The organism is Duganella hordei (assembly GCF_040369125.1).
Taxonomy (GTDB): domain Bacteria; phylum Pseudomonadota; class Gammaproteobacteria; order Burkholderiales; family Burkholderiaceae_D; genus Rugamonas; species Rugamonas hordei.
The window spans coordinates 137,976-151,032 of sequence record NZ_BPWI01000016.1 but is presented as its reverse complement, the minus strand read 5'-3'; the positions used below and the strand labels follow the sequence as shown (position 1 = coordinate 151,032).

The following is a 13,057-nucleotide window of genomic DNA, read 5'->3' as shown; positions in this document are numbered from 1 at the left end:
ATCCAAGGCATCTCGACGCGGTCGGTCGATGAACTGGTCAAGGCCATGGGCATGAGCGGCGTCTCCAAGAGTCAGGTGTCACGTCTGTGTCAGGAGATCGACGTACGCGTGACGAATTCCTGAACCGGCCGCTCGAAGGAGACTGGCCCTATCTCTGGATCGACGCGACCTACGTCAAAACCCGCCAGGCAGGGAGGATCGTGTCGGTGGCCGTAATAATCGCCGTGGCGGTCAACACCGACGGCGTGCGGGAAATCTTGGGCATAGCAACGGGCGCCTCGGAAGCCGAGCCGTTCTGGAGTGAGTTCCTGCGCGGGCTGACGCGGCGCGGGCTGCGCGGCGTCAAGCTGGTCATCTCGGATGCCCACGAAGGACTCAAGGCCGCTGTCGCCAAGGTCATGAACGCGAGCTGGCAGCGTTGCCGTGTGCATTTCATGCGCAACGCCCTGGTGCACGCCAACAAGGGCCAGCGCCAGGCGCTGGTGGCCTTGATCAACACGATTTTCGCCGAGGAGACGGCGGAGGCGGCCAGCGTCAAATGGCGTAGTGTCACCGACCAGCTACGCGCCAAATTGCCCAAGCTGGCCGACATGATGGATGCGGCAGAGCAGGACGTGCTGGCCTACATGGCGTTTCCCAGCGCGCATCGGGTACAGCTGCGCACCACTAATCCCCTGGAGCGATTAAACGCCGAGGTCAAGCGACGCACCAACGTCGTAGGCATCTTCCCCAACGAGCGCTCCATCATCCGCCTTGTCGGCGCTATCATGTTGGAACAGAACGATGAATGGTCTTTACAGCGGCGCTACATGCAACTTGAAGGCCTGCAGTCGCTCTATGAAACGCAGCCGACACGGCTTTCCGCCGTGATCAGCTGAGCGGGAGCCCAGCCTCCCAGGAATCACAACTCATACACCACGCCTGGGGACACTATCATCAGCTAGATGGTTGGAACGCGATTATCGCCATGCCAGCAAGCGCAAAAGCTGCTCCGATGTAGTCGAATCTGCTAAGCGCTATTCCGTCAACAAGGCGGAGCCACAACAAAGCCACCGCAATGTATGCGCCGCCGTATGCAGCGTAGGTTCTGCCTGCTGCAGCTGGATGAAGAGTCAGTAGCCAAGCGAATGCCGCGAGAGATAGCGCGGCCGGTATAAGCAACCAAATAGGTTTGTCTTGCTTAAGCACCAGCCAGGGTAAGTAGCAGCCCGTGATTTCTGCTAGCGCAGTGACGAAAAACAGCGCAACAAGTTTCAAGAATTCCAAGTCTCATCCTTTGAAGTAGCGGGTGCCATACGGCGAACTTCTTTGAAGGACTGCGACAGGTCTTCTATCGCCACGCAATCGCTGGTGGTGCCTTGGCAGCTCACAGAGTTACAACTCGTGACGAACTGACTCAGGCTTTTTTCTAGCGCCAGCAGCTCGGTCATTCGGTGCCTGACTACATCAAGATGCGCTTGCGCGATGTCGCGCACTTCCGCGCAATCCCGGTCGCCGTTCTCATACAACGACACCATCTCCTTCACCCGTTCCAGGGAGAAGCCGAAGTCGCGGCAACGCCGGATGAATGTCAGCCGACGCACGTCCTCTTCCCCGTACAGGCGGCGGCCAGCTGATCGCGCAGCCGGCGGTATCAGCCCAATCTGTTCGTAATAGCGGATGGTCGGTACCGAGCACTGGCTTTGGTCGGCCAAGGCTCCGATCGGAAGGAAAGCAGATTTCATTTCGATGTGGCGATAAAGTAGTTGCTCCTCAAGTTACTTGAGGATCTAGACTGTGGCAAGTTCTTTCTTGAAAGGTGACCTTAAATGCAATCCAAGCAAAAATTCTGGGCTGGCTCATCCGCCCTGGCGGGCGCAGGACTAGTAGCATGCGGGGCATGCTGCATTCCGTTTGCCTCGATAGCAGTAGCTACGTTGGGCGTTGGTGCAATCGGTAGCGGAGTTGACGAGTTTGTGTCGCTGGGAGTTGGTGCTGCACTGCTTCTACTGGCTGCTGTCCTCTGGCACCGCAATCGTCAACGACCGCAGGCGTGCGCCGCCAGCGGTTCTCCTTGCGGCTGCGAAACGAAGGCCCCTATAGCCTGCACTCTCACCCCTGGGGAATTCAAGGAACGCGCAGCCTGGCTGCAAGACTTAACTGATCGCGCCTTGCTTTCGCATTCCATTTTCGCTGCCCATGCCTTGCTTCGTTATCGACCGGATGCAAAGGCAGACGTGGAGGTGATGGTCCAACAGGAGCAAGCCTGCTGCGCGTTTCTGCAATTCGAGTTGGAAGAAATGAAGGACCACCTCCTCCTGACTATCAAGGCGCGCAACCAGGACATTGGCGATTTGACGCTCCTGCTGGCACACCTAACCTCGGCTCATCGTAGTCAAGCACAGTGACAAGTACCTGAGCAACTTCAGACCTTGAAAATTAAGACAGTATCTGACAGTTACCCGGTTTGAAGCCTGCGACTGTCAGGTCAAATTCAGCTGTTCAGTGTGGTGATTTTATCGCGCCACGCCTCCTTTCCGTCAACTAGAGTTTGCATCGGCGTGCGCCCGCAGCACATCTTTCCTTGATGCGTGCGCTCGTTGTTGTAGTAGGCGACCCAGTCATCCAGGTCGGCTTGCAGCTCGTCAATGCTGCGATAGATCTTGCGCCTGAACGCGACCTGGTAGAACTCCTGCAGAATCGTTTTGTGGAAGCGCTCGCAGATGCCGTTGGTCTGCGGATGCCGGACCTTGGTCTTCGTGTGCTCGATGTCGTTCAGCGCCAAATAGAGCTGATAATCATGCGACTCGGCTTTGCCACAGAACTCGGTGCCGCGATCTGTCAGCACGCGAATGACGCCCATGCCTTGTTCGTCCATGAAAGGCAGCACGCGGTCGTTCAGCAGATCGGCGGCGGTGATCGGGGTCTTAGTGTTGTAGAGCTTTGCGGCAGCCCACTTCGAGTAGGTGTCGACGTAGGTCTGCTGGTAGATACGGCCCACGCCTTTGATCGTGCCGACGTAGAAAGTGTCCTGGCTACCGAGGTAGCCAGGGTGGGCCGTTTCGATTTCGCCATGGGCGACGTCGTCGTCCTGCTTACGTTCAAGCGCGACGACTTGGGCTTCGGTCAAAACGTCACCCGTTTCCGCGACGTGGCGCTCCAGTGCCACCAGGCGCTTCTTAAACGATTCCAGATCACGACGTAGCCATACCGACCGAACGCCGGATGGAGAGATGAAGATGCCACGCTTGCGCAGCTCGTTGGAGGCGCGGACCTGACCGAAGGCCGGCTGCTCCAGGCAGAAGGCCACAACGGCGCTCTCCGTGGCTTCTTCCACGCGGTTCTTCAGGTTGGGTAAGTATCCGCTGAGAAGTGCGTTTTCATCGCCCTCCTCCTTTCAAATTATCGTTCAGGCTCGGTTCGCGACTTATCCATATCACGACGGCCATCCCGAAGCACGGTGGTTAGCGTCATGACCAGCCGTCGGTCTTGCTGATCGGCAGACCTCGCCAATATGTGCGCCAACTCGCCATACCGTCCCAGCATATGTGCCTCCAGCTGCAGCGCTCGCGCCAGGCGCTCGCCCGTCGCCTTCGAGACGCCGATCGAATGCATGGGCGCTCCTCGATGTGCCATGTGCCACACGCTTGGCTTGGGTCCTCGATCACGTTGCAATCTCTCCAGCCGATAGCTCGCGGCTGCGTCGATGCCATGCTCGCGGAGACGTTCGGCAAACCGCTCACGCCAGCGCTGCAGGTCGGGCTTGCGCGGATTGAGCCGGGTGCCGTCCTCACCGGTCCTCTTCACGCATAGATGAATGTGCGGATGTCTGGCAGGATTTTTGTGTGGATCGGTGTCCAAAGTGTGCAGCACCAGCGCGTACTGGTGCCCCTCGAATTCGTCTGCCGCGAAGAGCATGGCCGCTCGGCGTAGTCCCGCAGCGTCGGTACCTTCAGGCATCGACAGTATGATGTTGAGCGCCTCTCTTGTTTTCGATGACTCGGCAATGGGAAAGCCGCCGGACTGCAATTCCTGCCCCAGTTCTGCTAATTCCTCCCGCCCCTGGAAGCGGTCTTCGTTCTGATCGAATGCGGGAAGGCGCCCATTGCGCGTAATGTAGGAAAGATGCGCGCGGATATGGCTCATGCCCCGCCCGCCGCCGGAGATGCGCACGATGACTTGCGGCGTGCGCCTGGCCATCCTTTCCAGCCCCGCGCGGACGCCGGACGCGCTGGTCTGCGCCGATGTCCACTGCCCCTTTTTCCTTATCGTCAGTCCGGTGAGGCCCCTGCGTGCGGCGCTTCTCCGCACCGGGGACTGATTGAATCCGCGTTCCGCCCATCGCTTGATCAGCGCGTCCACGCTCAAGCCGCTCATGATGCCCTCCATCGTTCGACATTTCGTGCGATGACCTCAGACACCATATCGATGTGTTCAGTGATCAAGGCCCGCAATTCCGTCAACGCCGCTTCAGGAACGCGGCGGTTTGCCGCACCTGCGACATTGATGGCCCGAGCAATCTGGTTCAGGTTCCGGCCCGCGGCGAGCAGCAACAGGTTCGACTTGACCAGCGTGGCGAGTTCAAACTGGCCAAACTGCGGGGCCGCATAGATACGCACGCGGATCAACGCAATCAACCAGCGGCTGACCGAGTAGCCTTCCTGGTCCGCACAGATCCTGATTTTCTGTGCCTCGTCCGGAGTCAGGCGGATGACCCGGCGAATCTTGCACCTCTCTTTTTCAGTCAACGCATACGCTGGCGCAATGCGAGTGTCGTCGGCAGTCAGTTTTTCAACCACCTGCCGGAAGGCTTCGCTGGGCGTCACGCCATTCGCGTGGCAATAGCTGAGCCATCGCGCTTTCAATGGACCGAGCTCGATATTGATGCGGCTGGGTCTAGGCTTCGAAGACATTGGGCACCTCCGCCGTCTGGTTTCTGGGTCAGATTAACTCAACAACAGCGGAGCACATTGATCACCATCAGACTATCCCGCCCTAGCTTTACAAAACAGGTTTTTCTTGAAATTTTCAAGAATTCACGCTGTCCTCGTGCGTTTCGTCTTGGGGAACGCCTGAAAGCACCGGGCACCGCAGAAGGACCCTCCTTTGGCGCCGCTTCGCGCTAGAATCATTGGAACAAACCGCGTGGAAAGATGGCCAGGCCCGATGTCCCCCAAATCAAAAAACGTGAACGACAACGAGTTGAACGGCAGGCAGGCAGGCGGAGGATGCATACTGGAACGACCGCAGGCACTACATCGCGCTGGCGACCGAGCTCGGCAGCATATTGAGTGGCATCCTTTCCGATGAGGAACTCGTTGATCTCCGTGCGCATCTGCTGTTGATACTGATACGTCAGCGCCAACAGGACAGTCCGGCGCACATACGCGCGCTGTTGGTCGAACTCCTGGGCGGCATTCAGACCCGCATCAATATGAACCGGAACAGGCGCGCAGTGGCGCAGCCCAACCCGTAGCGGTAACGGTGACGGAACCGGCTCACCGGATGCCGGTGCGAAAGACGCCATCGCCGGTGCTACGGCACCGGCTGCTCATTTCACCCTTCGGAACGCCCGAGGCCGGCCGGTTGCAGCACCAGGGCGGCGCGCACGGGTTCCGGCAAGGCCTCGACATCGACTTCTCTTTGGTGGCGGAGGATCATCCCAGCATACACTTCCGCCAACGTCTCCAGCGTGGGCGACAGCTTGCCATCGACCGGCGGCTCGACGCCCAGCCGCCGGTTGATCTCCGCTTCCAGCTGCACGATATCGACAAGGACAGTCATTGTTTTCTCCCCGTACAAGCACACCGCGACACGGCCTCCTCTCGTTGCACTATCGCAAGCCTGCGGCCGCAGCATCTTGAAAAAAATCAACATCCAAGAAAAACGGGCCACGCCTTGCAGCGCGGCCCGTCCATCCTACCCGGCCGGTCAGTTGGCCGGCGTTCCGCAGAACAGCGGCGGCAGCCAGTCACTGTCTGCCAGCGCGCGCGCGGCCGCTTCCGCCGCCGCATCCTTGCGCATCTTTTCCAGCGGTACCGCCGTGGCGGGCGAGGCTGCCTGCGCCACCACCTCCATCATGCGTCCCTTGTTCACATGCGCGAAGTAGCCCTGCACGGTCGGCTTCCACCAGGCGTGCATGTCCAGCGACACCTCGTGCGCCAGCGCATCGACGGCCGGCAAGGGACGCTCGTTCGCCTGCAAGCCGTTGACCATGCAAGCGGTGCAGAAGGCGATATAGGCATCGACCACCTGACGCGGCTGGCGCCGCAGCCACTCCATCAAGGCCGCGCCTCCCGGCTCCTGCGGCAACTGCGCGGCTAGTTCGGCGCGCTGCGCTTCCCAATACTCCCACGCGCTGCCGCTGTGTGCCTCATCCGGTAGCACCGGCGGCCGGACCTCCAGCTGCACCGCGCTGGCTATCCGCCCGCTGGAATAAAACGCGCTGGCGATCAGGCGATGGGCCAGCACCAGCACGGCCACCTCGGGCTGGCGCACCAGTTCCGCCCGCAACGCCAGCGTGCGTTGCGCCGACAGCAGCAAGGTCAGCCGTTCGCTATGCACCGGCTTGGCTCTGGACTTGGCCGTCCCGGCGTTGTCTTCCGACGACTTCGCCATGCGCGACTTGTCCTGCGGGCGTATCAGGCCGCGTTGCACGCAGGGCTTGCCGTCCTCGTCGAGGGTCACCAGCGCCCCGGCCAGTTCCCGGTCCGCCGGATCCGGCTGGCACAGCGCCCTCCGGATGCGGCCACGCTCGATATCGATCTCGGCCAGCTCCTGCACCGTGGCGTCCAGATCCACATCGGCGGCGTCGCCCGAGGGCGCATCGTCATCGGCCTCCGCCGAGGCGTTCAGCCGGGCCGCGCGCTCGTCCAGCTGCGCCAGCGCCGCCGCCTGCTCGGCATTGGGCGGTATCACAGCCGTCCTGACGCGGCCATACAGGGCCAGCTCCGCCGCGTCAATGCGTGCCCGCACCTCCACCCATGCCCAGCGCTCGCGTCGCAGCCGTTGCCCCACGCGCTGCAGCTTGGCCTGCGCCAGCGACTCCAACAGGGCGACGTCGTCGATATAGCCCTCATCCCGCTGGCTGAACAGGTCGCGCTCGACCTTGCCGCCCGCCGCCTCGAAGGCCTTGACGCCGACGTAGCGCGCCACCCGGTCCGAGTGCACGGGAATGCGCTGCGCCGTCAGCAAGCGCCGCAGCTGGTGCGGCTGACGCGACCACGCATCCAGGCCGTCCCACGCTGCCTGCTGTGCCGCATGGTCGTCGGTGACGGCCAGCGCCGCCATCTGCTCGTAGGTGGCTTTGCCTTCGCGGAACAACGCGAACAAGCGCGGCGCCACGTTCGCCAACTTCAGCCGCTGCCGCACCGTCAACGGATCGAGGCCGAACGACACCGCGATATCGCCCACGCTGTGTCCGCGCTGCGCCAACACCAGCATGCCGCGGCACACGTCCGCTGGATGCATGGGCGCCCTGCCGTGGTTTTCCGCCAAGCTGACCAGTACCGCCTCCTCTTCGGTGGCCAGCAGAAACGGGATACGAAAATCTTCCGGCAGGCTGCCTTCCGCGATCAGCAAGCCGACTGCGGTCCAGCGCCGCCGCCCGGCCGCCACCTCGAACCGTCCGGTCGGCACGCCGTCCCGCTTCTGCTCAAAGCAGATCAGGTTCTGCAACACGCCTTGGGACCGGATCAACGCGCACAGCTCGGCGATCTCGCCCGGCTCCGCCCGGACATTGTCCGCGCTGACCACCATCTGCGCATGCAGGGCGGCACCAAACGTGGCGTGATCCAGCAATGCCATGGCGGCCCGCTGCAAAACATGGCTGTCAGCTGCGACGTTCACTTCTTGGGATTCAATCAATTCAGACATACAACCTCCTGTGGTTGGTCATCAAAGGAAACAAAGAAAAAGACACACAAACAAAAGGCAGCCGCCGCTGCGGCCGCCAGCGCCGCTCAGTCGAGCAGCGCATACAGCCGGCGCGCCTCCGGTTGCAGATCGATGAAGTCGCGCAGGCGGTAGTACATCTCGGCCGCACGCGCGCCGCCGCGCCAGAACGACAGCTGGCTGTAAGCCATCGCGCACACGCCCATGCCGGTCGCGTTCGCGCCGAACTCGCCGGCAAAGCCGTTGCCGTCGCATTCCAGCCGATAGCGTTCGGCGGCCGTCGGCGCCATGTAGAAGCCGCCGTTCGACAGCTGGTAGAAGTCCCAGTAATCCCCCCGGTAGAGCGGGCACAGGCGGCGCATCACGTCGTAGACCGCGTTCTCAACCGCGATGCACTGCGCGCCGAAGTGGCGCGGCAAACAGGTCAGCCTTGCCTCCGGCGGCACCAGCACCGCCTCGATCCGCCCGCCATGGCTGGCCCCCATGGGCAACGTTCCGCAATTCGCTTCCATGCTGTTTCTCCTTAAAAAGTTGATCAAAAGAGGCGTGTTTGACATCTCATCCTCTTGCATGGACTCTCTCGCTCCCGCCTGGGCGGGCGGGGGGTGGAGATAGCCCTTCCCTCAGGGGAAGGGTTGGGATGGGTGGTCTGCAGGCAGCGGGGTATGGGCCGCGTTTTTAGCCCATTGCTTCCATCCCCCCACAAGTCCCCCTCGCCCGACCCGGGGGCTTGTGGGGGGATGGATGCAGTGGGCGTCGCGGCCCATGCTGCCCTCGTGGGGTTGGCGCCGCAGGCGCCCCAGGGCGGGATGCGGCCGGCTTCATAGCGCGAGCGGCGGCTCAAAGGCCATGCCAGCGGCCTTATCGCTGGCATGGCCTTTGAAAGCGGCCTGCCCTCACTTCAGGTCGTTCGGGGTCAGCGGAGCGCGCAGCGCTGCGCGGGTGTCGGGGATTAGCCGTGCGGCCAAGGGGGAGCACAGCTGCCCCTTGATGAGCAGGTGTCGCGAGAGGAGGACTGGAGGCGGGCCGCAGGCCCGGTCCCGCAGGGACGGGGCGCAGCGACCCGCAAGGAGGACGGGCCCGCAGGGCCTCGCCCGGCGTTTCCTACGGCTTGACGGCAGCACCGCGACCGGCGTGCAGCTGCCGGATCAGGTCCGTCTCATAGTCGAACGGATGCTCGTGAGCCGGATAGGCGTAGGCGACATAGGCCTGCGCCGCGTAGGCATTGGCCCAATACGCCGCCCCGGGCGACAGCGCCCAGCCCAGCGGCGCCGCATGCCCATGACGGCGCGAAGTATCCGAAACGCCACGCAGGCTCTGTTCCGCCAGCACCTCCGGCGCGTGGCGCGCCGCAGCCCGCTCCGCTTCCTTGGCCCCAGATGGTTCACCGGAGCGCCACGGCGATGCGAAGCTATAGCAAGCCTTGCTAATCAGGTTCTCGCTTAAGGCGACCAGCTGCCCGGTAGCCTCGATGCGGTCACGTTGTTGACAATGAGTGGCCCTTCAGATCCCCACCGGAAAGTCAAACTGATCGTATTTTGATGCAAGTAAAAGAAGCTCCTTCGCACTGAGGCGCACGATCCGATAAACGCGCGATACTGGACATGAATAGCGCCCCCGTCACTAGAAAAACCATAGAACCCCACCTACAGCTTCTACTCACGAGGCACCTCCATGACAACCCGCCCTATCACCACTCACGATCTGCTCGCTCCAGGCCGTGTCCTGATTCTGCGTCCACAGTTACTGCAAAAAGTGCCGCTCAGTGCCCGCACGATCTACGATATGGAACAGCGCGGAGAATTTCCCAAGCACTTCACCATCAGTCCTACCAAAGTCGCATGGGATCTCGCCGAGGTGGACGCATGGATCGCCGAAAGAAAAGCATCCGCTGGCCAAGGCCCGCGGCCCGGTCACAAAAAGCCATAGACCAGTTTAGAAAGTGGCGAATACCCCATGCTTACTTGGTCCATTCATCGATCATGTCGGCCCAGGCCTGCAGCATCTCGCGCCGCTGCTCGGCATATTCCGCCTTGTTGTACACAGCACGCACATTGCGCTGCTCGTGCGCCAGGCACTTCTCTATCCAATCGGTGTTGTACCCGGCCTCATGCAGCAGGGTTGACGCCGTGCGCCGCAAATCGTGGGGCGAAAATTCATCCAGCGCGCAACCGTCCCGGCTCGCGGTTTCTATAACCTTAGTCAGCACGCCATTGAGACTGACGCCGCTCATCGGCCTGTCAATGTCGTAGCGGTTCGGTAGCACGAAACGCGAGCCGCCAGCACAGGTCTTGAAAGCCACCATGATATCCATCGCCTGGCGCGACAAATAGACATTGTGGGGATTGCGCCGCTTCATGCGCGATGCCGGAATCGTCCACAACGCATGTTCAAAATCGACTTCATCCCAAGCCGCGTCCGTCAGTTCGGATTTGCGCACCAGCGTCAACAAGAGCATCTTGCACGCCAGCTTGATCGTCGGTGCGCTATTGATCCGCTCCAGGTACTTGTAGAACTGTTTGATTTCGTTTGGAGACAGGGCCCGATCGCGTGGCACAAACGTCGCGATCGATGTCGGCCGAACGCCTTCGGCCGGATTGGCATGCCGCTCGCCACGCGCGTCCGCATACCGGTACACCTGCAGCACAATTTCGCGCGCATGCACCGCCACCGCCGGCGCGCTCCTATCCACGATACGGTCACACAGAGCTCGCAGCTGCTGCTCCGAGATTTCTGACAGCAGTAACGACCCCAACGCCTTCTTCAGGTCATGCTCGTAAGTGTGTCGCCGCATCGCGCGTGTCGACTCGGCCATCCTGTATTTATCGAGCCACCTTTCTGCCCATACCGAAAACGATTCCTGTGCCTTTTTGCGCTGGATACGTTCGGTCTTGGTGCGTGCGGGCGATTCGCCACCGGACAGAGTCTTGCGCGCTTCAGCAAGGGCCGTGCGGGCCTCGGCGAGGGTCATGCCGCCTCCCCCATACCGGCCAAGCGTCAACGTCTCCTGGCGGCCGTTGACGCGGTAATTGAAGCGAAATGAAATCCCACCGGCGGTGGAGACGTACACATACAGACCGTCGCGGTCCGCGACCTTATAAGGCCGTTCCCGCCCTTTCAAGGATCTTAGCTTTGCGTCTGTTAGCATTTCGCACCTCCGTCGCATACCAGCACGATCGGGAAAACACCGTAAAATCAACAACTTAGAAAACAAACTACATGTAGTTAGACCTCGCGGAGAAGGGTAAAATTCCGCAAAAATACCATCAACGCACGAACCAACCAAGGCAGACGAAAAAGACCATAGAAATCAAATACTTACACGAATTTCTACCATCAACAGTACCATCACGTACTGTTCAGGCTGTGATGGTATTCGTTGCCTTGGATCATCTACCCCAATTCGCCGTGCCATCATGATGACCATCAAGCCCTCTTGCTTTGCGTTGCATGAGCTTGCCAAAATTTGCGCGACCAAAAAAGAAAAAGCCCCTGAAAATCAGGGGCTTAGTCTCATCCGTTTGCCAGCCAACGCCAGCAGTTACCAGCTACGGAATCATTCCCACTCGATGGTCGCAGGCGGCTTGCCGCTGATGTCGTACACCACGCGGTTGATGCCGCGCACTTCGTTGATGATGCGGTTGGATACCTTGCCCAACAGCGAATGCGGCAGGTGCGCCCAGTGCGCCGTCATGAAGTCCTGCGTCTGCACGGCGCGCAGCGCCACCACGTATTCGTAGGTGCGGCCGTCGCCCATCACGCCCACCGATTTCACCGGCAGGAACACGGCAAACGCTTGCGACGTCGCTTCGTACCAGTTGGTCGGCACGCTGTCCTGATCAAAGCCGGGAACCACGACCGGCTCGTACGGCGTGTTGCGCAGCTCTTCGATGAAGATGGCGTCCGCGCGGCGCAGCAGGTCGGCGTACTCCTTCTTCACTTCGCCGAGGATGCGCACGCCCAGGCCCGGGCCCGGGAACGGATGACGGTAGACCATGTCGTGCGGCAGGCCCAGCGCCACGCCCAGCTTGCGCACTTCGTCCTTGAACAGTTCGCGCAGCGGCTCCAGCAGCGACAGCTTCATGTGCTCCGGCAGGCCGCCCACGTTGTGGTGGCTCTTGATGGTCTGGCCCTTCTTGCCCTTGCCGGCCGATTCGATCACGTCCGGGTAGATGGTGCCCTGCGCCAGCCACTTGGCGTTGACCAGCTTGCCCGATTCCTTGTCGAACACTTCGACGAACTCGCGGCCGATGATCTTGCGCTTCTGCTCCGGATCGGCGACGCCGGCCAGGTGGCCCATGAACTGGTCTTCCGCATCGATGCGTATCACCTTGACGCCCAGGTTCTTGGCGAACATGTCCATCACCATCTTGCCCTCGTCCAGGCGCAGCAGGCCGTGGTCGACGAACACGCAGGTCAGCTGGTCGCCGATGGCGCGGTGGATCAGCGCGGCGGCCACCGACGAATCGACGCCGCCGGACAAGCCCAGGATCACTTCATCGGTGCCGACTTGCGCACGGATTTTTTCGACCGCTTCCGAGATGTAATCCGGCATGTTCCAGTCCGACTTGCAGCCGCAGATCTCGTGCACGAAGCGGCCCAGCATGGCCTTGCCCTGCACCGTGTGGGTGACTTCCGGGTGCCACTGCACGCCGTAGAAACGCTTCTCCTCGTCGGCCATGGCGGCGATCGGGCAGCTAGGCGTGCTGGCCATCAGCTTGAAGCTCGGCGGCATTTCCAGCACCTTGTCGCCGTGGCTCATCCACACCTTCAGCATGCCGTGGCCTTCGTCGGTGACGAAGTCGTTGATGCCGTCCAGCAGCTTGGTGTGGCTGCGGGCGCGCACTTCGGCGTAGCCGAATTCGCGCACCAGGCCGTTCTCGACCTTGCCGCCCAGCTGCGCGGCCATGGTCTGCATGCCGTAGCAGATACCCAGCACCGGCACGCCCAGTTCGAACACGGCGTCCGGCGCGCGCGGGGCGTCGCCTTCCAGGGTCGAGCTGTGGCTGCCCGACAGGATCACACCGGCGGCGCCGTAGTTGCGCACGAACTCGTCGCTGACGTCATACGGGAACACTTCCGAGAACACGCCGGAGTCGCGCACGCGGCGCGCGATCAGCTGGGTCACTTGGGAGCCGAAATCGAGAATGAGGATTTTTGAGTGCATGAGTATCTACTGATGAAG

The 13,057-nt window shown here is 61.4% G+C and carries 13 protein-coding genes and 2 pseudogenes; 3 read left to right on the top strand and 12 right to left on the bottom strand.

Annotated elements, in window-relative coordinates:
* A pseudogene (locus ABWW33_RS27305) lies at positions 1-878 on the top strand (IS256 family transposase); the annotation flags it as partial.
* Positions 879-936: 58 nt separating this feature from the next.
* Here the strand turns inward: ABWW33_RS27305 and ABWW33_RS27300 are convergent.
* Both ABWW33_RS27300 and ABWW33_RS27295 read right to left on the bottom strand, forming a co-directional pair.
* On the bottom strand, positions 937-1,266 hold the full coding sequence (locus tag ABWW33_RS27300) for a YnfA family protein (protein WP_161089108.1): 330 nt from the start codon (positions 1,264-1,266) through the stop codon (positions 937-939).
* Complete coding sequence (locus ABWW33_RS27295; RefSeq protein WP_161089107.1) at positions 1,254-1,724, bottom strand: MerR family transcriptional regulator; 471 nt, start codon at positions 1,722-1,724, stop codon at positions 1,254-1,256. The genes ABWW33_RS27300 and ABWW33_RS27295 overlap by 13 nt, the downstream gene beginning before the upstream one ends.
* 84 nt (positions 1,725-1,808) lie before the next feature.
* Between ABWW33_RS27295 and ABWW33_RS27290 the strand changes: the two genes are divergently transcribed.
* The gene (locus tag ABWW33_RS27290) at positions 1,809-2,387 is read left to right on the top strand and encodes a hypothetical protein (protein WP_353404584.1); all 579 of its coding nucleotides are present in this window, start codon (positions 1,809-1,811) and stop codon (positions 2,385-2,387) included.
* An 86-nt stretch (positions 2,388-2,473) separates the two neighbouring features.
* On the opposite strand, the pseudogene ABWW33_RS27285 reads toward ABWW33_RS27290, so the two are convergent.
* The 8 genes and pseudogenes from ABWW33_RS27285 to ABWW33_RS27250 form a co-directional block, all read right to left on the bottom strand.
* Positions 2,474-3,373: pseudogene (locus ABWW33_RS27285) on the bottom strand (IS481 family transposase); the annotation flags it as partial.
* 8 nt (positions 3,374-3,381) lie between these two features.
* Complete coding sequence (locus tag ABWW33_RS27280; protein ID WP_353404582.1) at positions 3,382-4,356, bottom strand: relaxase/mobilization nuclease domain-containing protein; 975 nt, start codon at positions 4,354-4,356, stop codon at positions 3,382-3,384.
* Positions 4,353-4,892 (bottom strand): plasmid mobilization protein, encoded by a 540-nt coding sequence (locus ABWW33_RS27275; RefSeq protein WP_353404580.1) that lies wholly within the window; start codon positions 4,890-4,892, stop codon positions 4,353-4,355. Before ABWW33_RS27275 ends, ABWW33_RS27280 begins: the two co-directional genes overlap by 4 nt.
* 215 nt (positions 4,893-5,107) lie before the next feature.
* On the bottom strand, positions 5,108-5,506 hold the full coding sequence (locus ABWW33_RS27270; protein ID WP_353404578.1) for a hypothetical protein: 399 nt from the start codon (positions 5,504-5,506) through the stop codon (positions 5,108-5,110).
* 29 nt (positions 5,507-5,535) lie between these two features.
* A complete protein-coding gene (locus ABWW33_RS27265; protein WP_353404576.1) occupies positions 5,536-5,763 on the bottom strand; it encodes a DUF3717 domain-containing protein in 228 nt (75 codons plus the stop codon).
* Positions 5,764-5,910: 147 nt separating this feature from the next.
* Positions 5,911-7,854, bottom strand: a complete 1,944-nt coding sequence (locus ABWW33_RS27260) for a ParB/RepB/Spo0J family partition protein (protein WP_353404574.1) — start codon at positions 7,852-7,854, stop codon at positions 5,911-5,913.
* A gap of 86 nt (positions 7,855-7,940) precedes the next feature.
* Positions 7,941-8,384 (bottom strand): antirestriction protein, encoded by a 444-nt coding sequence (locus tag ABWW33_RS27255; RefSeq protein ID WP_353404572.1) that lies wholly within the window; start codon positions 8,382-8,384, stop codon positions 7,941-7,943.
* 592 nt (positions 8,385-8,976) lie between these two features.
* Positions 8,977-9,204, bottom strand: a complete 228-nt coding sequence (locus ABWW33_RS27250) for a hypothetical protein (protein WP_353404570.1) — start codon at positions 9,202-9,204, stop codon at positions 8,977-8,979.
* Positions 9,205-9,546: 342 nt separating this feature from the next.
* On the opposite strand from ABWW33_RS27250, the gene ABWW33_RS27245 reads away from it, so the two are divergent.
* Positions 9,547-9,801, top strand: coding sequence for a helix-turn-helix transcriptional regulator (locus ABWW33_RS27245; RefSeq protein ID WP_353404568.1), 255 nt, complete (start codon positions 9,547-9,549; stop codon positions 9,799-9,801).
* Between the two features lie 31 nt (positions 9,802-9,832).
* Here ABWW33_RS27245 and ABWW33_RS27240 read toward each other — a convergent pair whose 3' ends face one another.
* The gene (locus ABWW33_RS27240) at positions 9,833-11,020 is read right to left on the bottom strand and encodes a tyrosine-type recombinase/integrase (RefSeq protein WP_353404567.1); all 1,188 of its coding nucleotides are present in this window, start codon (positions 11,018-11,020) and stop codon (positions 9,833-9,835) included.
* 408 nt (positions 11,021-11,428) lie between these two features.
* A complete protein-coding gene (gene guaA / locus ABWW33_RS27235; protein ID WP_176651063.1) occupies positions 11,429-13,039 on the bottom strand; it encodes a glutamine-hydrolyzing GMP synthase in 1,611 nt (536 codons plus the stop codon).
* Positions 13,040-13,057 lie beyond the last annotated feature (18 nt).

What these genes read in the sequence shown, in the direction of transcription:
- guaA (WP_176651063.1), bottom strand. Translation starts at nt 13,039, where the DNA reads ATGCACTCAAAAATCCTCATTCTCGATTTCGGCTCCCAAGTGACCCAG.
- ABWW33_RS27270 (WP_353404578.1), bottom strand. Translation starts at nt 5,506, where the DNA reads ATGGCGTCTTTCGCACCGGCATCCGGTGAGCCGGTTCCGTCACCGTTA.
- ABWW33_RS27260 (WP_353404574.1), bottom strand. Translation starts at nt 7,854, where the DNA reads ATGTCTGAATTGATTGAATCCCAAGAAGTGAACGTCGCAGCTGACAGC.
- ABWW33_RS27255 (WP_353404572.1), bottom strand. Translation starts at nt 8,384, where the DNA reads ATGGAAGCGAATTGCGGAACGTTGCCCATGGGGGCCAGCCATGGCGGG.
- ABWW33_RS27295 (WP_161089107.1), bottom strand. Translation starts at nt 1,724, where the DNA reads ATGAAATCTGCTTTCCTTCCGATCGGAGCCTTGGCCGACCAAAGCCAG.
- ABWW33_RS27265 (WP_353404576.1), bottom strand. Translation starts at nt 5,763, where the DNA reads ATGACTGTCCTTGTCGATATCGTGCAGCTGGAAGCGGAGATCAACCGG.
- ABWW33_RS27275 (WP_353404580.1), bottom strand. Translation starts at nt 4,892, where the DNA reads ATGTCTTCGAAGCCTAGACCCAGCCGCATCAATATCGAGCTCGGTCCA.
- ABWW33_RS27240 (WP_353404567.1), bottom strand. Translation starts at nt 11,020, where the DNA reads ATGCTAACAGACGCAAAGCTAAGATCCTTGAAAGGGCGGGAACGGCCT.
- ABWW33_RS27280 (WP_353404582.1), bottom strand. Translation starts at nt 4,356, where the DNA reads ATGAGCGGCTTGAGCGTGGACGCGCTGATCAAGCGATGGGCGGAACGC.
- ABWW33_RS27245 (WP_353404568.1), top strand. Translation starts at nt 9,547, where the DNA reads ATGACAACCCGCCCTATCACCACTCACGATCTGCTCGCTCCAGGCCGT.
- ABWW33_RS27290 (WP_353404584.1), top strand. Translation starts at nt 1,809, where the DNA reads ATGCAATCCAAGCAAAAATTCTGGGCTGGCTCATCCGCCCTGGCGGGC.